Annotated in this window: 19 protein-coding genes; 7 read left to right on the top strand and 12 right to left on the bottom strand. The window is 66.9% G+C overall.

The annotated features are described in order from the left end of the window. Positions 1-57 precede the first annotated feature (57 nt). Entirely contained in the window at positions 58-942 is an 885-nt protein-coding gene (locus ACLMAL_RS03120; RefSeq protein WP_328400200.1) for a tat pathway signal sequence, read from the top strand. Between the two features lie 47 nt (positions 943-989). Here ACLMAL_RS03120 and ACLMAL_RS03115 read toward each other — a convergent pair whose 3' ends face one another. Next, a complete protein-coding gene (locus ACLMAL_RS03115; protein WP_411997679.1) occupies positions 990-2474 on the bottom strand; it encodes a cytochrome P450 in 1485 nt (494 codons plus the stop codon). 227 nt (positions 2475-2701) lie between these two features. On the opposite strand from ACLMAL_RS03115, the gene ACLMAL_RS03110 reads away from it, so the two are divergent. Both ACLMAL_RS03110 and ACLMAL_RS03105 read left to right on the top strand, forming a co-directional pair. Then, on the top strand, positions 2702-4162 hold the full coding sequence (locus ACLMAL_RS03110; protein WP_411997678.1) for an NAD(P)/FAD-dependent oxidoreductase: 1461 nt from the start codon (positions 2702-2704) through the stop codon (positions 4160-4162). A gap of 260 nt (positions 4163-4422) precedes the next feature. Beyond that, positions 4423-5193: a hypothetical protein gene (locus tag ACLMAL_RS03105; RefSeq protein WP_411997677.1), complete on the top strand. Its 771-nt coding sequence runs from the start codon at positions 4423-4425 to the stop codon at positions 5191-5193. Between the two features lie 219 nt (positions 5194-5412). Here ACLMAL_RS03105 and ACLMAL_RS03100 read toward each other — a convergent pair whose 3' ends face one another. The 3 genes from ACLMAL_RS03100 to ACLMAL_RS03090 all read right to left on the bottom strand — a co-directional run bounded on the left by ACLMAL_RS03100 (position 5413) and on the right by ACLMAL_RS03090 (position 8614). Beyond that, on the bottom strand, positions 5413-6054 hold the full coding sequence (locus tag ACLMAL_RS03100) for an urease accessory protein UreF (RefSeq protein WP_411997676.1): 642 nt from the start codon (positions 6052-6054) through the stop codon (positions 5413-5415). A 63-nt stretch (positions 6055-6117) separates the two neighbouring features. Beyond that, positions 6118-6987, bottom strand: a complete 870-nt coding sequence (locus ACLMAL_RS03095) for an SDR family NAD(P)-dependent oxidoreductase (RefSeq protein ID WP_411997675.1) — start codon at positions 6985-6987, stop codon at positions 6118-6120. Positions 6988-7135: 148 nt separating this feature from the next. After that, the gene (locus tag ACLMAL_RS03090) at positions 7136-8614 is read right to left on the bottom strand and encodes an MFS transporter (RefSeq protein WP_411997674.1); all 1479 of its coding nucleotides are present in this window, start codon (positions 8612-8614) and stop codon (positions 7136-7138) included. A 102-nt stretch (positions 8615-8716) separates the two neighbouring features. On the opposite strand from ACLMAL_RS03090, the gene ACLMAL_RS03085 reads away from it, so the two are divergent. Together ACLMAL_RS03085 and ACLMAL_RS03080 are read left to right on the top strand one after the other, a co-directional pair. Further along, positions 8717-9382, top strand: a complete 666-nt coding sequence (locus ACLMAL_RS03085; protein WP_328400182.1) for a TetR/AcrR family transcriptional regulator — start codon at positions 8717-8719, stop codon at positions 9380-9382. A gap of 393 nt (positions 9383-9775) precedes the next feature. After that, positions 9776-10768 carry a zinc-binding dehydrogenase gene (locus ACLMAL_RS03080; protein ID WP_411997673.1) on the top strand — a complete coding sequence of 331 codons (993 nt, stop codon included), beginning with the start codon at positions 9776-9778 and terminating at the stop codon, positions 10766-10768. A gap of 90 nt (positions 10769-10858) precedes the next feature. On the opposite strand, the gene ACLMAL_RS03075 is transcribed toward ACLMAL_RS03080, so the two are convergent. After that, on the bottom strand, positions 10859-11536 hold the full coding sequence (locus tag ACLMAL_RS03075; protein WP_411997672.1) for an O-methyltransferase: 678 nt from the start codon (positions 11534-11536) through the stop codon (positions 10859-10861). Positions 11537-11723: 187 nt separating this feature from the next. On the opposite strand from ACLMAL_RS03075, the gene ACLMAL_RS03070 reads away from it, so the two are divergent. Further along, a complete protein-coding gene (locus ACLMAL_RS03070; RefSeq protein WP_411997671.1) occupies positions 11724-12572 on the top strand; it encodes an SGNH/GDSL hydrolase family protein in 849 nt (282 codons plus the stop codon). Between the two features lie 173 nt (positions 12573-12745). On the opposite strand, the gene ACLMAL_RS03065 is transcribed toward ACLMAL_RS03070, so the two are convergent. The 5 genes from ACLMAL_RS03065 to ACLMAL_RS03045 all read right to left on the bottom strand — a co-directional run bounded on the left by ACLMAL_RS03065 (position 12746) and on the right by ACLMAL_RS03045 (position 16325). Further along, positions 12746-13309 (bottom strand): YbaB/EbfC family nucleoid-associated protein, encoded by a 564-nt coding sequence (locus ACLMAL_RS03065; RefSeq protein WP_411997670.1) that lies wholly within the window; start codon positions 13307-13309, stop codon positions 12746-12748. Between the two features lie 139 nt (positions 13310-13448). Then, the gene (locus ACLMAL_RS03060) at positions 13449-15170 is read right to left on the bottom strand and encodes an urease subunit alpha (protein ID WP_411997669.1); all 1722 of its coding nucleotides are present in this window, start codon (positions 15168-15170) and stop codon (positions 13449-13451) included. Between the two features lie 56 nt (positions 15171-15226). After that, the gene (locus ACLMAL_RS03055) at positions 15227-15538 is read right to left on the bottom strand and encodes an urease subunit beta (RefSeq protein WP_406229699.1); all 312 of its coding nucleotides are present in this window, start codon (positions 15536-15538) and stop codon (positions 15227-15229) included. A 5-nt stretch (positions 15539-15543) separates the two neighbouring features. Further along, positions 15544-15846 (bottom strand): urease subunit gamma, encoded by a 303-nt coding sequence (locus tag ACLMAL_RS03050; RefSeq protein ID WP_328400170.1) that lies wholly within the window; start codon positions 15844-15846, stop codon positions 15544-15546. An 80-nt stretch (positions 15847-15926) separates the two neighbouring features. Then, complete coding sequence (locus tag ACLMAL_RS03045) at positions 15927-16325, bottom strand: PaaI family thioesterase (RefSeq protein ID WP_411997886.1); 399 nt, start codon at positions 16323-16325, stop codon at positions 15927-15929. A 733-nt stretch (positions 16326-17058) separates the two neighbouring features. Here ACLMAL_RS03045 and ACLMAL_RS03040 point away from each other — a divergent pair. Further along, entirely contained in the window at positions 17059-18324 is a 1266-nt protein-coding gene (locus ACLMAL_RS03040) for a metallophosphoesterase (RefSeq protein ID WP_411997668.1), read from the top strand. A 163-nt stretch (positions 18325-18487) separates the two neighbouring features. On the opposite strand, the gene helR is transcribed toward ACLMAL_RS03040, so the two are convergent. Further along, positions 18488-20689: an RNA polymerase recycling motor ATPase HelR gene (gene helR / locus ACLMAL_RS03035; protein ID WP_411997667.1), complete on the bottom strand. Its 2202-nt coding sequence runs from the start codon at positions 20687-20689 to the stop codon at positions 18488-18490. 38 nt (positions 20690-20727) lie between these two features. Continuing rightward, complete coding sequence (locus ACLMAL_RS03030; RefSeq protein WP_411997666.1) at positions 20728-21216, bottom strand: glycosyltransferase; 489 nt, start codon at positions 21214-21216, stop codon at positions 20728-20730. Positions 21217-21643: the final 427 nt, after the last annotated feature.

The following is a 21643-nucleotide window of genomic DNA, read 5'->3' as shown; positions in this document are numbered from 1 at the left end:
TCGCCAGCCCAGCTCAAGACGTGCGCCCAGCGCGCCGATGTGCCATCGTGTTCCCTCGTGCGTTACCCCTTGGCCGTCACCCGGGCCGTTCCCCGCGTGGCCGCATCAACCTGTGTCCTTGCTGCCGCGGCGATCTTGATACCGAGCGTACCTGCGCTGTTACCGATCGCGAACGCCGCGCCGCCCGCGCATATGCAAGGCTGCCTGCCCGGCTTCGACTGCGATATGAGCAACCGGATCGCGGCCGTGGACGCCTACTTGAGCGGTCGGCCCGGCGTCACCGGCTACGTGGTTCGCGATCGGGTCAGCGGCGGGGTGTACGCGAACGAGAATGCCGAGAACTCGGTCTGGACCGCCTCGACCATCAAGCTCGCGATTGCCGAGGATTTGCTCAATCGCGCGCGGGTCGGCGCGATCGACCTCACGCCGGGCGACCGCGGACTGATGGAGTCGATGCTGGCGACCTCCAACGACGCCGCCGCCGATTTCCTCTGGAACAAGTACGCGGGCTTCGACCGGATGGCCTACAACAATGCCTTCCGCGCCAACGGCATGGTTACCCTCGTCCCGCTACCGACAACCACCGCGTTGTTCCCGGACTGGTCCTTCCAGAAGTGCACGGCCGCCGACCTGGACCGGTTGATGGACAACATTTTCACGCGTATGCATCCCGACGACCGCAGCTATCTCTTCGACCGGATGCGCTCGGTGGACATGAACCAGCACTGGGGTGTGTGGGGCGCAGGTCCGAAGATGCAACCGGGGCTGAAGAACGGCTGGTCTGCCGAGCAGGGTGGCTGGGTGGTGAATTCGGTCGGCTTCGCAGGCCCCGGCGAGCGCTACACCCTGGCGATCATGAGTTCGCTCGGCGACGCCGGCGGCTACACCGAGGGCGCCGAGACCGACACCAAGGTTGCGGAGCTCCTTTTCTCCGGGCGCTGACCACCCCCAACCGCGCAGCAGCCGAGGACTGCTGCTGCGCGGTCCTGTCACAGGCGGCGTAGATCGACCGGAGCGCCGTCTCTCGGAAACGGAATGGTCGAGAAACCCCAGGGCATTCGATAGTCCTCGGGGATCGTCCACTCGTATGCGCGCACCAGTGCGGCGATGATCGTTTTCACCTCGAACGTGCCGAAGTGCATGCCGATGCACTTGTGTGCGCCCGCACCGAACGGCAGCCAGGCGAGGCGGTGCGACTTGTCTTCCCTGCGATGTTCGGCAAAACGCTCGGGGTCGAACCGCTCGGGCCTCGTCCACAGCTCCGGCAGCATATGGTTGACGCTGTAGGCGAGATCGCAGGGCGTGCCCGCCGGAATGTAGCGGCCCGCGATTTCGGTGTCGCGCACCGCCCGCCGCACCAGACCGGGCACCGGCGGCACCAACCGCAGACTCTCCTTGATCACCAGGTCGAGATCGTGCATCCGGTCCAGATCCGCGATCGTCGGTGCGGCACTGCCGGTTTCGTGATCGATGGCCGACACTTCGGCACGCACGCGCTGCTGCCATTGCGGATGTTTACCCAGGTAGTAGGCGACCGCTGTGGCCGTCGTCGTGGTGGTGTCGTGGGCGGCCATGATCAGGAAGATCATGTGGTTCACCACATCGGCGTCGCTGAATTCCGCACCGTCCTCGGTGCGCGCATGGCACAGACCAGAGAAGAAGTCCGGTGCTTCGGTGCGCCGCTTCTGCGGCAGCATCGCCGTGAAGTAGTCCTCCAGCACCTTGCGGCCATGCAGACCCGCACGCCAATGCCCGCCGGGGACCGGATGACGGATGATCGAGAGCCCGGCGTGCGTGCAGTCGAGGAAGGCACCCAGCAGCATGCGGCGTTGGGCGCCGACGTCGACGGCCATGAAGGTCTCCCCCGCGATCTCGAGGGTCAGTTCCTTGATCGTCGGGTACAGCTTGATTGTCCTGCGGGTCTCGCCGTGCGGAACCCAGCGCCCGATTGCCTCGCCGGCCACCGGCGTCAGCGCGGTCAGATGGGCCTCCAGCCGGTCCCTGGTGAACGCCTGCTGCATGATCCGGCGATGGAACATGTGCTCCTCGAATTCGAGCAGCAGCAGACCGCGCCCGAAGAACGGGCCGATGAAGTAGTCCCACCCCTGACCGAAATCGCGGCGGCGCCTGCCGAGCACCTCGTCGATCGCATCGGGTCCGCAGACCAGCACCCGATCGATACCGAGGGAGCTGTTGAGTGACACGGGGCCGTAGCGGCGATAGCGGTTCATCATCTCCGCCGGACCCCAGCGCAGATAATGCAGTCCGCGCCCGAAATAGGGCAGACCCGCGTCGCCGTCGACCGCGGTGGTCGCGCTGCCGCGGGGCGGTGAGGCAAGGACTCTGCGGCGCTCCGGAACGCGTCGCAATGCGCGATCGATGAGGTGCCCACCAGGGATATCGATCAACGAAGCATTCTCGGATTCAGGCTGTGCGCTGGGCTTTCGGCCGACGACACGGTCGCGGGCAACCATCGGCAAACCTCCCTGAACGACAGCATCTATCGTATTCTCTTTCTCACATTCATTCGGTCGGTTCGCCCCATCAACGCTCCACCCGGCGGATCGGCGGCAGGGTGGTATCGCTTCGCAGCACAGCAGGAACCGGGATCTCGCCGTGACGGTCGAGTCGGCGCCGACTACCGTAAGGCGGGTCAACAACGTTCGTGGGGCCAAGCCCAGGTCTGTCGAGGAGCAGGACGATGAGCACTGAGTCTGTCGAGAACCGTCGTCATCGGGTGGTGGTTGTCGGCTCCGGCTTCGGCGGCTTGTTCGGAACCAAGCACCTCAAGCACGCCGATGTGGACGTCACCCTGATCTCCAAGACCTCCACCCACCTCTTCCAGCCGCTGCTCTACCAGGTGGCCACCGGTATCCTCTCGGTGGGCGAAATCGCGCCGGCCACCCGCCTGGTCCTGCGCAAGCAGAAGAACGCGCAGGTGCTGCTCGGCGATGTCATCGATATCGACCTGCAGGCCAAGACGGTGACCTCGCAACTGCTCAACCAGAACACCGTCACCGAGTTCGACAGTCTGATCGTGGCGACTGGAGCGCAGCAGTCCTACTTCGGCAACGACAAGTTCGCCACCTACGCGCCGGGCATGAAGACCATCGATGACGCACTCGAGCTACGCGCGCGCATCCTGGGCGCCTTCGAAGGGGCCGAACTGGCCACCACGCAGGAAATGCGGGACCGGCTGCTCACCTTCGTAGTGGTGGGGGCCGGACCCACCGGTGTCGAATTGGCGGGCCAGATCGCCGAACTCTCTGATCGCACGCTCGAAGGCACGTTCCACAACATCGATCCGCGTGACGCGCGAGTCGTCCTGCTCGAAGGCGCGGGCGCGGTGCTCGGCCCGATGGGCCCGAAGCTGGGCGGCAAGGCGCAGCGGCGGCTCGAGAAGATGGGCGTCGAGATCCAGCTCAATGCCATGGTGACCGATATCGACGCGCACGGCGTCACGGTGAAGGACTCCGACGGCACCGTTCGCCGCATCGAGTCCTCCTGCAAGGTGTGGTCGGCCGGCGTCCAGGGCAGCCCGCTCGGCAAGATGCTCGCCGAACAGTCCGAGGGCACCCAGGTCGATCGCGCCGGGCGGGTCATCGTCGAACCCGACCTCACCATCAAGGGCTACCCGAACGTTTTCGTCGTCGGCGACCTGATGTCGGTGCCGGACGTGCCCGGCATGGCGCAGGGCGCGATCCAGGGTTCGACCTATGCAGCCAAGCAGATCAAGGCCGGCCTGAAAGGCCAAGCGCCGCAGGATCGCAAGCCGTTCAAGTACTTCAACAAGGGCAGCATGGCGACGGTGTCACGGTTCAGCGCCGTCTGCCAGATCGGCAAGCTGGAGTTCGGCGGGTTCATTGCCTGGCTGGCCTGGCTCGCGCTGCACCTCTACTACCTGGTCGGCTACCGCAGCCGGATCATCACCGTCATCCAGTGGTTCGTGACCTTCCTCGGGCGCAGCCGCGGTCAGATGGCGGCGACCGAGCAGTGGGTGTTCGCCCGGCTCGCTCTCGAGACGGTCAACGCCGACGAGGAGGATGCCGACGAGCTCGCGGCCGCGCTCGGCGCGCCGCCTGCCGAGAACGGCAAGACCGTGGAGAAGGCCAAGGCCCTCGACAAGGCGGAGAAGGCGGCAGCCGACCGCAAGGCAGGCTGAGGCGGGCGGCCCCGGCCGTATCCGATCAGCATCATCGTCCGGCTCACCCACGTTCCACTTGTCGAGCGAACTTCTGGCACGCGAATCCGGGCGCGCATTTCCAGGAGGCAACCGCCTCGAACCTCACAGCACAGTGCTACAGCTAATATCTGGCAATATCAAACCTTTGCCTTTCCTGAGAATCGACCAATCCTCTTGCCCGGTTGGGTCCGAATGTGTGGCGTCGAACACGACAACTCTCCGGAAATGAAAGGTGATGTATGGCCACGGGCAAGCACAGAGCTACCAACCCGCAGCGACAAAAAGTGGGTTCGATGGTCGCGGCGGGCGCGGTACCGCTAGCCCTGGCGCTGGGAACCGGCACTGCCAATGCCGAACCCGCTCAGTCGAATGCGGTCACGCACCCCGAGCAGAAGGCGCAGTGGCCTGCGGCCGACTCGCCCAACGCGATGCCGTATGAGGGGCTGAACATCCCTGACGACACGCACAGTTCACTGCAGTGGTCGCGAACCGCGCCGGAAAAGCGCTATCTCGCGCCGGTCGGGGTGCTGCACCCGCCCATCCCGGTGGCCCCCGTCCCGCCGATCGCGCCACCTCCCGGCCAGTTCCGCTTCGGTGACGTCACGATAGCGGCGCCGGAATGGATCAACCAGGAACAGGCGATCCAGATCAACGACAGTTCCGCGCTGGCCGAGGCCGATCTCGCAACGTTCCTCGATTCGATCGGGATGGAACGCAGCAGGTCCGACCGGATCGCCGGACAGACCATCGGTACCGCCGCGATGGGTGCGGTAGCGGGGGCAGCCTCGTCGGTCCCAATTGCGCTGACCTCGGCCGCTGTCGGCGGCGTAGTCGGCTTGGTGGCCGGCGTGCCGTTGCTGCCTATCGGCATCCTGGCAGGGCCGATGCTGGGCGCCAGTTTCGGTGCCGCGGTGATCACGATCCCCGCGGCAGTTGTTGGTGCGGCAGCCGGTGCCGCGGTCGGTGCGATCAACGCCTTCAACGCACCCTCACGGGTCGTCGGCGACTGATCGAGCTCGAAACCGGTAAGGGTGGGAACTCGACGACGCTGTCGAGTTCCCACCCTTCTCTTATGTCCCATCTTGCGCTCGGCTAACCGCATCGACCGCACATTCTTCGCGAACAGCCATCGGCGACTCTCGCTCGGCCCGAGGAGAACACCGCCCGAGAAGGTACCCGGCCGAGACCAGCACGTCGAGCCACTCCACGCAGCAGCAGTCTTTCAGCAATTAAGAGGTCGCGGTCCGCTGCACGGGATTCGTCGGCCGGCGGATCAGCCGGCGAGCAGTGGCCCGACTCGGGTGAACAGCGTCCCGCCGGCCGCCAACGGCAGGCGCGACCCGGTCAAACCGATTGTTTCGGGCAGCCGGATCCAAGGCGAGCAGTCGCTGAGCGGCGGTCGCCGCGCCGGTCAACGTCGTGTACAGGACAACTCCCGCAGTCTCCTGCGGCGTGACCGCGCAGGCCGCCCCGACCATGCCGAACACCGTAGACAGATGCGGACGCGACCCGAGCGCGACCCAATCATGTTGCGGCCAAATCTGTTTGGCCAGACGCAGGAGACCGCGGCCCTGTGCGCGCGACGCCGTGCGGGCACCGGGCGCGGGCGTCCTCGCGTCGGCCTCGGCCTCCGCACGCACCGGCTCGAGCGCGCCCGAGCACACCGCCGCCGCCAACGACGCGGCAACCAGCCCGGAGGTGCGTATCCGACGACGTAGATAAAGCTCCACCGTCGCGATATCACGCACGAGCCCGGAAGCAACCGCCTCCTCGACGCCGCCGGAGTGCACATGCCCGCCGATCGGCAGCCGTGAGTCGGCGAGGGTGAAGAGCAGCGCCAGGCTGGTAGCTCGCTCGGCGGATCCTGGCATCCGTCGATCCTATGCCCCGGCGTGTCGCAGGCGGCTGCCGGCGCCTTTCCCAACCGACGACGGTCAGCGGCGAAAGGTGCGTTCCATGAAACGCTGGGCGCGGCCACGGGTCAGGTCCGACCAGGCTTGCACACCGGACGACCACCATGGAGCGATCTCGCGGGGCTTGGTGGTGATCGCGTGACAGACGAGGTCGGAGGCTTCGTCGACGGTGAGGCCGGGGACACGGCTGAAGTCGGTGGGTGCGCTCATCCTGGTGTGGACGAGGGGCATGTAGATCGAGGTGGTGGTGACCTTGTCGGCGGCGATTTCGGCGGCGACGCTGCGCAGCCAGACGTCGAAGGCGGATTTCGAGGCGCCATACGCCGCCCACCTCGGTGCGGGCGGCATCCGCACACCCCAGGTGGAGATGTTGACGATGTGACCCTGCCTGCGTTCACGCATACTCGGCAGCAGCGTCAGCAGCAGCTTCACCGGGCCGAGGTAGTTCACGTCGATGGTGCGGGTGAAATCGTGGAAGCGATCATAGGATTCGTCGATCGAGCGGCGAATCGACTTGCCCGCATTGTTCACCAGCACGTCGATGTGCCCGTGCGCGTCGAGCATTTCGTGGCCGAGTCGCTCGACAGCGTCCATATCGGTCAGATCGGTAGGGTACACGTGGACGGTGCCACCCGCTGCGGCGATCTCGGCGGCTACCTGTTCGAGGTCCGGGCGCGAACGCGCCACCAGCAGCACGATCGCACCGGCCGCTCCCAGCTTGTGGGCGCTGGCCTTTCCGATGCCGTGTGACGCACCGGTCACCAGGACGATCCGGCCGGAGACCTCCGCACGCAACGTCGTCTCGCGCGGCCGTGAGGTCGGGTAGAGCAGTCGGCTCGCGATCCGCTCGGCGAGCGGCCGTCCATTGCCGGTGGCCGGTGTCTCGTTCACATACTCGACTGTATTGGCCGAGGGGCCACTGCACATCCGGTATCGACGGCCGACATGATCAACCGCCGTTCCCGATCCGCTGTGACAGGCCCTATCGGCTCACTCCCGCGCGCGGGCAGTCGGTGGAGCCGGCCATCCGTCGGCGTGATCAGCGATGCTGCCGCGGAGCGAAATAGGCCACGATTGCCATGACAACCAACAGCACAGCACCGACCGACGTCGCCACATGCATGCCGGCGACGAACGACTCGCGAGCGGAGTCGATGAGGGCGGTGTTGCCGTCGGACCGCTGAATGGTCTCGCCCAGCGTGGCGGAGTAGTCCCCACCCGACCGGAAGACCAGGGCCGCAACCGAACCCAGCAGCGCGAGGCCGAGGGCATTGCCCAGCTCGAAGCTGGTCTCGGAGATGCCGACAGCCGAGCCGGCCCGCTCCGGCGGCACCGAGGAGACCGCGACCTCGGACACCATGGTGAAGGCAAGGCCGTAGCCGATGCCGGCAATCGTGGATCCGATGAGATACCACGCGAGGCCGCCGTCGACGCCGACACCGAGCAGCAGCAGATTGCCGACCGCCGAGGCCAGCAGGGCGAATACGAAGGAACTCCGGACACCGAAGCGCCGGGCCACACGGGCGCCGCCCATCGAGAACACGAACACCGCCACCGCCATGGGGATGCCGAACATGGCTGCCGCCAGGGGGTCTCGCCCGGTGACCGACTGCAGATAGACACTGGTGAGGTAGCTCATCGCGGCCAGCGACATCATGCCGGTCAGGCTGGAGCCGATCGCGACAGAGAACTGGGCACGACGGAACAAACGCAGATCGAGCAGCGGTTCGGCCAGCTGCCGCTGCCGCCGCACGAAGATGGTCAGCAATGCCACGCCGACCAACCCGATGGCGAGTGCCTTTACATCCAGACCTTCGGCCGCAAGGTGCTTGACTGCGTACACCATCGGCAGAATGCCGCCGATCGACAGCACGACGCTCGGGATGTCCAGCGGGCCGAGCACACCGGCGCGGTGCTCCGGCAGCAGGAACGGGCCGAAGGCGAGCAGGATCAGCAGCACCGGGATGTTGATGAGAAAGACCGAGCCCCACCAGAAATGGTGCAGCAGCAGCCCGCCGAGGATTGGCCCGACGGCCGAGCCGCCAGCGAAGAAGGCGGTCCACACGCCGATCGCGGCGGCGCGCTCACGAGCATTCGGGAAGAGGCTGGAAATCAGGGCGAGGCTCGAGGGCAGCAGCGTCGCGCCACCCACACCCATCAGTGCGCGCGCGGCGATCAGCACACCCGCGCTCGGCGCGAAGGCGGCGATGATCGATGCCACGCCGAAGACCGAGGCGCCGACGAGCAGGATATTGCGCCGCCCGATCCGGTCGCCGAGATTGCCCATGGTGATCAGCAGGCCCGCGATCAGGAAGCCGTAGATGTCGAGGATCCACAGTTGCTGAGTGGCCGACGGGTCGAGGTCGAGGGTGAGGGTCGGCATGGCGAGGAACAGCACCGAGATGTCCATCGACACCAGCAGCACCGGCAGCAAAAGCACCACAAGACCCAGCCAGGCTCGGCGCGAGCCGGCCGGTAGCGGCGCCGTTGTCAGCCGCACTGCCTGCACCTCTGTCATTCCAACACCTCAGTCGATTCGATTCCCATGTCGCGTACGCCGTACGCACAAGCTCGGGTACAGTGTACGCAACCGAGCCGGGAACTGGAAGCGAGTCATAGGATGACTGAGCCGAAGCTCACCAAATCCGCCATCGTCGACACCGCCATCACCTTGGCCGACACCGGCGGTTTGGATGCGCTGTCGATGCGCCACATCGCCGAGCGCATGGGCGTCGGCGCCATGTCGCTCTACCGGCACGTCGCGAACAAGGACGAGCTGCTCGCCGCAATGACCGACGAGGTCGCACGCCGCAATCCGTACCCGTCACCAGAGGGCAGGAACTGGACCTGGCGCGACCGGGTCCGCATCGCCGCCGAGATCGATTGGGCGCTCTACCAACAGCATCCGTGGGTGCTACTCACCTTCGCGATGCCCCGCTACAGCTTCGGCCCACAGAGCCTGGCATGCCTGGCGTGGCTCGTCGAGGGGCTGCGCGAACTGAACGTCTCGGCCCGCGAGGCAACCACCATGGCCTTCACGGTGTGGAACTACATCTCCGGCGCAACCTTGCCGCAGATCAGCGGCGCCCTGTTCGCCCGCGACGGAATCAACCCCGATGGAGACAACGGACTGCGCGCCTTGCTGCAAGGAAAGTCACAGCAGCCGGTTCCGCCCGCACTCGCCGAACTGGACGGCATCGGCGTGAGCGACCTGACCTCCGAGGACCTGCTCTACCTCGGACTGTCCGCACTCTGCGACGGCTTCGAGGCGCGCGCCAAGAGGTGACGCTGCATGTCGGACGCCACCTGGTAGACCCTCGCCGGCACCCCCTTTTGCATGCACCATCGAGGCCCCGGTAGTAGTCACCCCCAGCTGCGCACACGTGTGCACCCACTCGAGAGCCAGCATCTTCGTCCCGCCTGCGCGCACTTCACTACCCGAGCCGGCGAACACGGACCCCCTCCCCATCCTTGCCGCGCCCGGCTCGGCCGGGCGGTGGGCGGGTTGCCGATAAACAAGTGCGTTAATGCGCATATCTACGTATGGTGATCAATTTTGACCAAGCTTGCCCGCCGTACACCGCCAGCGGCTCGTCGTCGCACGGCGCATGTGCAATTGACCTGAACCACGGTTGATGTTGAAGAGTGGGTCGCGACCACCCCGCGAACAGGAGTCCCCGTGCACGCCATCCAACTTCACACCTTCGGCCCCGCCGAGAACCTCCGCTACGAGAAGGTCCCGGATCCAGAACCCGGACCGGGCCAAGTGCGCATTGCGGTGGCGGCAGCCGGTGTCCACATGATCGACACCGCCATCCGGAGCGGTGCGCAAGGCCCGGTCCCCCTCCCTGAATTGCCCACTGTCCCTGGGCGCGAGGTCGCCGGGACCGTCGACCAGATCGGTCCCGACGTCGACACCGCATGGCTCGGCAAACAGGTCGTCGCGCATCTCGGTAATGCGCCCGGCGGCTACGCCGAGTTCGCCGTGACGGAAGCCGCTCGGCTGCAAGAGATTCCCGAGAATATCGATCCGCCGGCGGCGGTCGCCGTCATCGGCACCGGCCGCACCACCATGGGCATCCTGCAGTTCGCCGAGCTAGGCCCGGACAGCGTTGCAGTGGTGACAGCCGCCGCGGGCGGCATCGGGACACTGCTGGTCCAGTACGCCCGGAACGCCGGGGCCACAGTGGTCGGACTGGCCGGCGGGCCGGCGAAAGTCGATTTGGTGCAACGCAATGGCGCGGACATCGCCGTCGACTACACGCAGTCCGATTGGATCGCGCAGGTCCGCGCATTGCTCGGCGACCGCAGTGCCACCATCCTTTTCGACTCGGTTGGCGGCGAAATCACCCGTGCCGCAGTAGATCTACTCGGCAAGGGTGGACAGCATCTCGTCTACGGCTGGTCCAGCAGAAAGCCCGGTGACCAGCCGTTCGCGTTCAGCGAGGAGGAGCTGGCCGAGCGTGGCATCAGTTCGCAAATGGTCATCGGACCACCGATGCTGCAGAGAGTCGGCGGCACCATCCGCATCCTCGAAGACCGCGCCCTCGCCGAGGCCGCCGCGGGCCGCCTGCGCCCGGCCGTCCAGCGCTTCGCGCTCGCCGACGCCGCGAAGGCCCACCGCGCACTGCAAACCCGCGCCACCGTCGGCAAAGTAGTCCTGATCCCCTGACCACAACCCGCCTCGCGCGCGAACGGGACCTGACTGCGGCATCTTCCGAGAAGCCCTCCACCAGGTCCCGCTCGCGACGCCGCGACAGGGTTAGGCGGGTATTTGGGCGTTGACGACGGCGTAGACGAAGCCGTCCCAGCCTTTGGAACCCACGGTCTGCAGGACGGTTGCGTCCAGCTGCGGGTTGTTCGACAGGAGATCGATCAGATCACGACTGGCTTGGACCGCCGGTTCGGTGGAGGCCCCGTCGGCCACCGCACCGTTGCGGACCACGTTATCGACGATGATCACCGAATCGGGGCGGGTCAACCGCAGCGCCCACTGGACGTAGTTCGAGTTGTTCACCTTGTCGGCGTCAATGAATACCAGGTCGAATGGCTCAGGATCCTCGGCAGCCAGCACCGGCAAGCTGTCGAGTGCGGCACCGACCCGGATGTCGACCTGATCGCCCACCCCGGCGCGGTTCACGTTCCCGCGCGCCACCTCGGCATGGCGGGGTTCGAATTCGAGGGTGACCACCAATCCCTTCTCCCCTACCGCACGAGCCAGCCAAATCGTGCTGTACCCGCCGAGTGTGCCGATCTCGAGCACCCGCCGCGCACCGATCGACCGCGCGACCAGGTGCAGAAATTTCCCTTGCGCGGCGGACACATCGATGGCGGGCAGCCCTTCCGCCGCGTTCGTCGCCAACGCCGCCGCCGTATCCCGGTCTCCCACCAGCCTGTCCACGAGATAGGTGTCAACATCGGCCCAGTCGAATGTCGTCATAGTCGCAGTCTGCCACCGCAACAGGATTGTCGCGGCTCGTGAACCCGGCCTGCCGATTTCGCGGCGCATGGTCTTGCGAGAGCCGCTGCGCAGCGAGTAACCTGCGTCACAATCGAGACTGCCGCGTCTCACTTTCAAACTGGCCCGCCATGGCGTTGCCGGAATCCGACCGATCGGGAGTACAGCCATGACAACCCGCCGGATCCGTTGGCGCGCTGCCGCAATCACCGCCGGCCTGTTCGCGCTTGCCTCGACATTCCTCACGCCCGCCGCCGCAGCGCCCGTCGACGGCGGTGCGGAGTACGTGGCGCTGGGCGATTCCGGCGCGGCAACGACCGGAGTACAGAACTTCGATACCGGCGCTCCACCACAATGCGCCCGCTCGACCACCAACACCCCGAAGCTGGTCGCCAAAGACCTCGGCCTCCGGCTGGACGACCGGACGTGCAGCTCGGCCAAGATCACCGATCTCACCAAATCCCAAGGCCCCGGCATCACACCGCAATTCGAGGCCCTCGGCCCCGACACCAGACTGGTGACCCTCCACATCGGCGCCAACGACGCCCAGATGACCAAGCACGTCGTCACCTGCCACCTGGCCGGGATCGTCGGCGGAGCCTGCGTCGACCCCGCATGGGACGCCGATATCGACGCCATCGCGGCACCGTATTCCGCTGCCCTGCAGCAAATTTCGAACCTCGCCCCGAAGGCAGCCATCTTCGTGGACGGCTGGCCCCTTTATGTCCGCGACGGCGGCTGCCCCGAACTCCCCGGCCTGCGCCCCGCCGACGCCCGCTACGTCCAGGCCGAATTCGACCGCCTCAACACCGTCGTTTCCCGCGAGGCAACCGCCCGATCGGCGACCTATATCGACACCAAATCCCAAGCCGTCGGCCACGATATGTGCGCCCCCACCGGAGTCCGCTGGTTCGACCCCGTGCTCGCCACCGAAACCCTTGTCCCCTACCACCCGACGCTGCAAGGTATGCGCGGCATCGCCGACATCATTGTTCAGGCGATCCGCTCGGCACGGTGACCTCGGCCGCAGGCGTTGGCCCGGTTCCCGTCGGGCCGTCACCGCAGCCGCGAAGTCGGGTCGGCACGGATCACAACCGGCCAGTGTCCACGAGCCGACAACGGACGACAGTTCTCGCCCCCCGCCAGCCGGATCCTCGGAATGTGTGGATCCGCGAGTTCAGCCGGACCGGCTCACTCCAACCAGGACTTGCGCTGGTAGTACAGGTCCTCTTCGCTGGGCTCGTCGGGGACGACGATGTCGTCGCGGTTGGGCTTGCGCGTACCAGCAGGTGGGCGGCCCGACACCGACCCGGACGGTGCTGGTGGGGCGGCATCGAAGGTCGGCGACGGGGCGGGCGGCGGGGTGTACGAGGGCGGCGCGTCGGTCGGGTCGGGGTCCGGGAACTTCTCGGCATACTGACTGATGATCGCTTGCCCTGCGCCATCTGCACCGACGGCGTTGTGGATCAAGTCGGTAACCTGGGTGCGCAGTTTCGCCTGGGCGCGACGGGTGCAGGCCATGAGTTCGGTGGAGAGGACGGCGGGGTCCATGCCGCGCGAACTGGGGGCGAGGTAGATGCCGGTGGTGACACCGTTGGCATCGACGGTGACACTGACGCGCTTGTCCGCAGAGGTATCCGTCACGCTGACAGCGGCCATCCTGCCCTGCAGGTCCTGGTACTGCTGCGCTTTGCGCTCCAGATTCTCCGCCCACCGGGCCAGCTCATCGGCCGCGCCACTGAGATCGTTGCTCACCGATGTCGTCCCCTTCGCTATGCGCCCGACCGCGCTGCTGGATGGGAACGAACTCGGAACGCCCCCGCCCCCACTCTGATTCGCCCGACCTTACCTATGCGCGTGAGTGGTATGCAACCGACCGGCTACCGGGATCGGCTCAGAACAGGAAGTAGCGCTGCGCCATCGGCAGTTCGGTGGCGGGCTGCTCGGTCCAGACCTCGCCATCGATGCGGACGGTGAAAGTATCGGGGTCCACTTCGATCCGCGGCATGGCATCGTTGTGCGGCATATCGGCCTTGGTCCGCTTGCGAACGTTCTTGACGGGCAGCAACTTTCGTCGCACATCGAGACGATCGGCGAGCCCGTCCTCGATCGCGTGTTCGGAGACGAAGTGCACGGAAGTGGACGCGGCGACGGCGGACGCGGCACCGAACATGGGACGCGGCAGCACCGGTTGCGGCGTCGGGATGGAGGCGTTGGCGTCGCCCATGGCCGCCCAGGCGATCATGCCGCCTTTGAGCACCGCGTGCGGGCGGACACCGAAGAAGGCGGGGTCCCAGAGAACCAGGTCGGCGAGTTTGCCGACTTCCACCGAGCCGATCTCGTCCTCGAGGCCGTGGGCGATCGCGGGGCAGATGGTGTACTTCGCGATGTAGCGCTGGACACGGACATTGTCGGCAGTGCCGTCGCCGGGCAGCGCGCCACGGCGACGTTTCATCACATGCGCGGTCTGCCAGGTGCGCATGACGACCTCGCCGATGCGGCCCATGGCTTGCGAATCACTGCCGATCATGGATATCGCGCCGAGGTCGTGCAGGAGATCCTCGGCGGCGATGGTGGATGGACGAATGCGGCTCTCTGCGAAGGCGAGATCCTCCGGAATGGAGGCACTGAGGTGATGGCACACCATCAGCATGTCCAAATGCTCGTCGAGAGTATTGACGGTGTGTGGTCGTGTCGGATTGGTGGAGCTGGGCAGCACGTTGAGATGGGAAGCGACGGTGATGATGTCGGGCGCGTGGCCGCCGCCCGCGCCCTCGGTGTGATAGGCGTGGATGCCACGGCCCGCGATGGCGGCGAGCGTGTCTTCGACGAAGCCCGCCTCGTTCAACGTGTCCGAATGCAAGGCGACCTGGACCCCCGCCGCGTCGGCGACGGTGAGGCAGGCATCGATGGCGGCCGGGGTGGAGCCCCAATCCTCGTGCAGCTTGAAACCCGAAGCGCCGCCGCGCAATTGCTCCCACATCGATTCGGCGCTGACAGTGTTGCCCTTGCCGAGCAGCACAATGTTCATCGGCCAGCCGTCGGTGGCCTCCAGCATGCGCGCCAGATGCCAGGACCCTGGCGTCACTGTGGTCGCCTTGCTGCCCTCGGCGGGGCCGGTGCCGCCGCCGATCAGTGTCGTGATGCCGCCGCCGAGTGCCTCGTCCATCAGCTGCGGGCAGATGAAGTGCACGTGGCAGTCGATGGCGCCCGCGGTGACGATCCGGCCGTTGCCTGCGATGATCTCGGTGGACGGTCCGACCACCAGGTCAGGATGCACCCCTGACATGGTTTCAGGGTTGCCCGCCTTGCCGATGGCACAGATCCGACCGTCGCGGATACCGATGTCGGCCTTGACGATTCCCCAGTGGTCGACGATGACCGCACCGGTGATCACGGTGTCCGGCGTCCCCTCGGCGCGGCTGGCACGGGCCTGCCCCATGGATTCGCGCAGCACCTTGCCGCCGCCGAACACCGCCTCGTCGCCCGCCCGTCCAGGGCCGCCGCTGCGGTCCTCGGTGATCTCGATCAGCAGATCGGTGTCGGCGAGGCGAATCCGGTCACCGGCGGTGGGTCCGAACAACTCGGCATAGCGGGCCCGGCTCAGTTCACCCATCGCGTCCTACCTTCCGGAATACGGCATCGCACACGTCGAGCCCGCCCAGCGTCGCGCTAGTCATCGAGACGGCCGGGCGGGGACGGACTGATGCCGTAGACCTCACGGGTGCCGCCGAGCGGCACCAGCGAGACGCGTTGCCCGAGGCCGGGTTCGAAGCGAACGGCGGTCCCGGCTGGTATGTCGAGCCGACGCCCGTGCGCGGCGGCTCTGTCGAACCGCAATGCGGCATTGGCCTGCGGGAAATGCACATGGCTGCCGACCTGGACCGGTCGGTCGCCGGCATTGACGACGTCGAGCTCGATGCGGTCCGCGCCTGCGTTCAGCTCGATAGTGCCTTCGGCACAGAGGTATTCGCCGGGAATCATGGCGCTCACCCGATCGGGTGGTGGACAGTGACGAGCTTGGTTCCATCCGGGAAGGTGGCCTCGACCTGCACATCATGGATCATCTCAGGAACGCCCTCCATGACATCGGCACGCGCGAGGACCGTTCGCCCCGACGACATCAGCTCCGCGACCGATCGCCCGTCCCGCGCGCCCTCCAGCACATGGTCGGTGATCAACGCGATCGCCTCGGGATGGTTCAGTTTGAGCCCGCGGGCCTGCCGACGCCGGGCCAGCTCGGCTGCGTAGCTCAACAGCAGCCGTTCCTGCTCGTGCGGCGAAAGACGCATACGGGCTCCTCAGCTGGGCGGATCGATGGGTGACGGCCATTCTGGCACGGTCGATCCGACCATGCCCGACGAGCGACCCGTCAGTCCCGCGCGGGCAGGTTCTGCAGGCGGACCTGCCCACGTGCCACCGTGCGACCGGCGTCGTCGGTGAGCACCACCTGCCAGAGCTGCTGCAGTCGACCGCGGTGCAGCGGCGTCGACTCGCCGTAGACTTTGCCCTCACGGACCGCGCGCAGGAAGTCGGTGCTGTTGTTGACACCGACGACGGTCCCCTCATTACCCTGCGCGGCGAACCAGACACCGGCGCCGACGCTCGCTAGCGTTTCGACGATGGTGCAGTACACGCCACCATTGATGATCCCGGCCAGCTGGAGCAGCTGTGGACCCGCCGTCAGTTCACCGCGCACGACGTCCGGGGTCACCTCGGTGAACTCGAGGCCGATCAGATCGGTGAAGGAGCCCTTGCTGAGCTCGGTCATTTGCTCGGGCGTGACATCGGCCAGCGATTCGATCGCGGTCGCATTTTGCTGCGTCATACGTTCACCTTTACACCACACAAATGCGGCGACCCTGCCGGGGCGTGCGGGGCGCACGTTCCCACGAGGGTTTACCGCCCGACCGCGTGCCAGTTGTCGACGAGATGATCCGGGGTTTCCGTCGCCTCCAACCCGTCATGCGCCACACCAGTTGCCAAGTTAGGTAAGCCTGACCTATACTAACTTCGGCGTTCGGATCGAGCGAGCCCCGAGGGCTGCGGTGGCCCCGATCCTTTGCCGGCGGCGGGTTTCAGATGGCAACCACCTGAAACCCGCCGCCCTCTCTTCGCACCGAGAGCTTCTCCCCCAGCACGCTTGTGCGGGACAACCCTCGAATCGAATCCCGGCAACGCATTTCGCCGATCCTCTAGGCAACATCAGCCGATGGTTCGACCTTCTTACAAACCGAAACCCAGTGAGCCCGAGGTGCGCGTACACCCGCGTCGCTGCGCTCGCTGCGCAAAGAGCTACAGCGTGGTCCCGGGTACCCGCGTCAATGGACTGCCTTCGTCGGGCACCTACACGACCGCACTTGCCTCGCCACGCTGAATATGTTGCAGAACAACGTGATCCGCCGGGACGAGTGGTGATAGCGGGCTGCGACACCGCCGTGGCCGCGCCACGGGAAGCCACTTGGTTCGGCTCGTCGAACTTCGCCTCGACATAGAGTGTGGGCGTGGTGTTCGTTGTCGTGATGCTGGTTGTCGCAGGACTCGTTGTTGTGGGGATGTTCGGCGGGCTGCACTGGTATCTGTGGCGGCGGCTCGTGCGAGATACGACGGTGCGCTGGTCGATCGCCCGCCGAGCGGGTACCGGAGTGATCATCGCGGGGCCGGCGCTGTTGGTCGGTGCGTTCGTGGCCGAATCCGCCGGGATTCCGTTCCTGATCATCCAGATCATCGCCTGGCCCGGCTATATGTGGGGGGCGCTGTTGGTCTATCTCGTGCTGTGGCTGCTGGTGAGCGAGCTGGTCCGGCCGCTCTTCCGACGGTGGATCACCCGCGCGAACAGCTCCGCGACGATGGTCCCGACACCCCAGCACGTAGTGGTTCCCGCAACCGGGGTATCCGACGCCGCGACGCGAGATCGCCGGAAGCAGCAGGAAGATCCCGCGTCGGTTTCGCGGCGGCTCTTCGTTTCTCGTGCGGCGAGCGGTGCGGCGGCGCTGGCGGCGGTGACCACCGTCGGCTATGGCAGCTACGGCGTGCTGACCGGTCCGCGGGTAAAGCAGTTGACGGTGCCGCTGGCCAATCTGCCGCGCGCCGCGCACGGATTCCGGATCGCCGTGGTCAGCGATATTCATCTCGGTCCGATTCTGGGCCGCGGGTTCGCCGAGCGGGTGGTCCAGACGATCAACGGCACACAGCCGGATCTCATTGCCGTGGTCGGCGATCTGGTCGACGGTAGCGTCGAACACCTGCGGTCAGCGGTCGAACCGCTGTCGCGGCTACACGCGAGACATGGCGCCTATTTCGTCACCGGCAACCACGAATACTTCTCCGGCGCCGAACAATGGACCGAGCACGTGCAGGAACTCGGACTGCACCTGCTGGCGAACAGCCGCACCGAACTGCCACATTTCGACCTCGCAGGCGTCAACGATATTCAGGGTGCACGCATCGGGCAGGGGCCGGATTTCGTCGCGGCGCTCGGAAACCGTGATCTCGCGCGTACCGCGGTGCTGCTGGCACATCAGCCGGTGCAGATTCACGACGCGGTCGAGTTCGGCGTCGATCTGCAGCTGTCCGGCCACACCCACGGCGGCCAGATGTGGCCGGGCAATTTCCTTGCCGGCCTGGCCAATCCAACCGTCGCCGGTCTGGAACGCTACGGCGACACCCAGCTCTACGTCACCCGTGGCGCGGGCGCGTGGGGACCTCCGGTCCGTGTGGGCGCCCCCTCCGATATCACCGTGATCGAGCTCGCGTCGAAACAGGCGTGACGATCCAGGAACCCGGGAACGTCCAGCCGTCTGGCCGCACTCATTTCAGCCGTACCCCTGCCTTACTCCGTACCGCCGCGGCGACGCAACTGCTGGGCACGCTGCGCGCGGACTGAGGGCACCGGCCCGACCGTGAGGTGGGCGGGCTGTCCCGCCCACCTCGCTACACCGACTGTTGATTTCCGGCCGGGATGGGTGTCCCGGTTTCGGCGAGTCCGGTCACGGCCTGCGGCAATGGGCCCTGGTGCAGCACGCCGAGGCGTTGGGTGGCACGGGTGAGGGCGACATAGAGCTCGGCCGCGCCGCGTGGGCCGTCGGCGAGGATCCGTTCTGGTTCCACGACCAGGACGGCGTCGAACTCCAAGCCCTTCGTCTCCGACGCCACCACCGCGCCCGGCACACCCGGTGGCCCGATCACGACGCTGGTGCCTTCGCGACCGGCTTCGTCCCGTACGAATTCCTCGATGGCAGTGGGCAATTCGTCCTCGGTGACCCGCCTGGACCATGGCCGGACGCCGCACGCGCGGACCGACTCCGGTGGCTTGACCCCGGGCGCGAACTCGGCGAGCAGCGCGGCGGCGACGGTCATGATCTCCGCTGGGGTGCGGTAGTTCACCGACAGCGACCTGTAGGCCCAGCGGCCGGGCACGTACGGCTCCAGCATCGTGTCCCACGAGGTCGCTCCGGCCACCGACCGGCGTTGGGCGAGATCGCCCACCACCGTGAAGGATCGGCCCGGGCAACGCCGCATCAGCACCCGCCAGTCCATTTCGGACAGTTCTTGGGCCTCGTCGATCACGACGTGCCGGTAGGTCCAGTCCCGGTCCGCGGCAGCGCGTTCGGCGAGTTCCCGGGTGTCGCGCTCGAGGAAGCGATCCGCCAGGTCCTCGGCGTACAGCAGGTCCTGGGCGAGCAGATGGTCCTCGTCGTCCATCAGGTCCTCGCGGCTGATCATGATATCCAGCACGCCGGCTGCGTACTCGACCTCGGCTTTCCGTTCCCGCTCGGCGCTCTGGTCGGCGGGCTTGTCACGGCCGAGCAGGTCGACCAGTTCGTCGAGCAGCGGCACGTCCGACACCGTCCAGGCGTCGCCGTCGACGCGCAACAGCGCCGGGTCGGCGCCTGCCGCGCGCAGCCGCTCGGGAGACGTGTACAGCTGTGCCAGCAGTGTTTCCGGCGGCAGAATCGGCCAGAATTCGTCGAGCGCGGCGGTGAACGTGTCGTGGTCCGCGAGCTCCTCGACCAGGTCCTCCCGCAACTGCTCCCATGCGTCGCGGTCCGCCCGGGTCAGCCAGCCCCGGCCGATCCGGGCTATCGCCCGTTCGGTGAGCGCCCACGTGACGATCTCGCGGAACACCGCGCGGGATTCGTTGTGCGGCAGCCCGCTCGCGCGCGCCTCGGCCCTGGCCCACTCCGCGGTCTCGGCGTCGATCCGCACCGTGACGTCCGTCAGTTCGATCGTCACCGGATCCTCGGGCAGTCGCTGGCGATCGGCGACCGCCGCCGCCAGCACATCCAGGATCTGCAGCGAGCCCTTGAGTCGCGCGGCTTGCGGGGTGTCTTCGGCGGTGACGCGCAGCCTGGGCACGAGGTCGCCGGTGGTCGTGAACACCACGTTGGTCTCGCCCAGCGACGGCAGTACGCGGGCGATGTGGTTCAGGAACGCCGGGTTGGGCCCGACCACGAGCACACCCTGGCGTTCCATCCGCTCCCGTTGGGTGTAGAGCAGGTACGCAACGCGGTGCAGCGCCACCACTGTCTTCCCGGTGCCCGGACCACCCTCGATCACCAGCACCCCGGGGTGGTCGAGCCGGATGATCTCGTCCTGCTCGGCCTGGATCGTCGCCACGATGTCGCCCATCCCGTCACCGCGCGGCGCGTTGACCGCCGCGAGCAGGGCCGCGTCCCCTCCCTCGCCACCACTGGGGCGGCCGAGCACATCATCGGTAAAATCGACCACTCGACGCCCGCGTGTGTGGAACTGGCGGCGCCGACGCATGTTCTCCGGGGTCGCGGCGGTCGCGACATAGAACGCCCGCGCCGCCGGCGCCCGCCAATCGAGGAGCACCGGTTCGAACTCGTTCTCCTCATCGAAAAGACCGATCCGGCCGATGTAGGAATGTTCGCCCGAAAGGGTGTCCAACCGACCGAAACACAGCCCGTTGTCGGCCACATCCAGCCGCTTCACCTCCTTGGCCAGCGCGCGCACCTCGACTTCCCGTTCCATCGGTGTCCCGCCGTTTCCCCGCAACGCCGCGCTGTACTTGCCCTTCGCTCGCGCGCGCTCGGCGTCGAGCCGCGTGTAGAGCCCGGCCACGTAGCTCCGCTCGGACTGCAATTCTGCTTCGTATCCTCGAGTTGACATGTGCCCCTTACTTTTCCGGCTCGACGATCCCACGTGGTTCATGCGGATACCGACGGTCTTTCTCGGCTGACCGCGTCGAGCAGCACAGTCGCGCCCACCGTCGCCCCGTCGGTGCGAATCGCGCCGGCCACCGCGGTCGCTCGTGCGCGGGTCTCGGAGGTCAAAGCCGTCGCGAGCGCGGCCGACAGGGACTCGGTGGTCGGAGTCGGACCGTCGTGTGCCGCGCCGATGCCCAGGTCGGCCACCCGGCCGGCCCAGTACAGCTGGTCCGTCGCCTGTGGTACCACCACCTGAGGCGCGCCGGCCCGGGTGGCCGTCGTCGTGGTGCCCGCGCCGCCGTGGTGCACGACGGCGGCCACCCGGCCGAACAGTGCCTGGTGGTTGACCTCGCCGACGACAAAACAATCGTCCCGATCGTCGATCAGGCCCATGTCCGCCCAACCGCGGGCGACGAGTGCACGACGGCCCTGCGCGCGGATCGCCTCGATGGTCACCTCGGCGATGTCCTTCGAGGCGCGCATGGGCATGCGACCGCCTCGAACTGGCTGGCGATCAGCTCGGCCGCGCGCTGGGGCAGGGACGACGACGGCGGCGCCGCAGTCGTCAGCGCGCGCCGACCGGCCGACCGGCACCACCGGCACGCCGACACCGGCCAGCCGCTGCGCAAGTCCTCGTCCGGTGGCGCGCACACCCGCACCTCTGCGCCGCGTGCCCGCAACTGCACCGCGAGTCCCACCAGCGGTTCGACGTCCCCGCGCGACCCATAGGTCGACGACAACACACGCAATTTCACGACTCCCATTTCCGCGGGTTTTGGCCTCGGCCGGCAATTCTGCGGCACGACCCGGGTCTTGCCGCAAGCCCCCCAGTGCGTTATATGTTGAGAGTGGAAGGAGTGGGCAACCTCCTTTCTCCTTATGAGCGTGAGCCTGCGGACGCGTCGGCGGCCAACCG

Source organism: Nocardia sp. CWNU-33, from assembly GCF_046764895.1.
GTDB lineage: Bacteria > Actinomycetota > Actinomycetes > Mycobacteriales > Mycobacteriaceae > Nocardia.
Note: the sequence above shows the minus strand (reverse complement) of the source record. Positions and strands in the feature narration are given on the sequence as shown.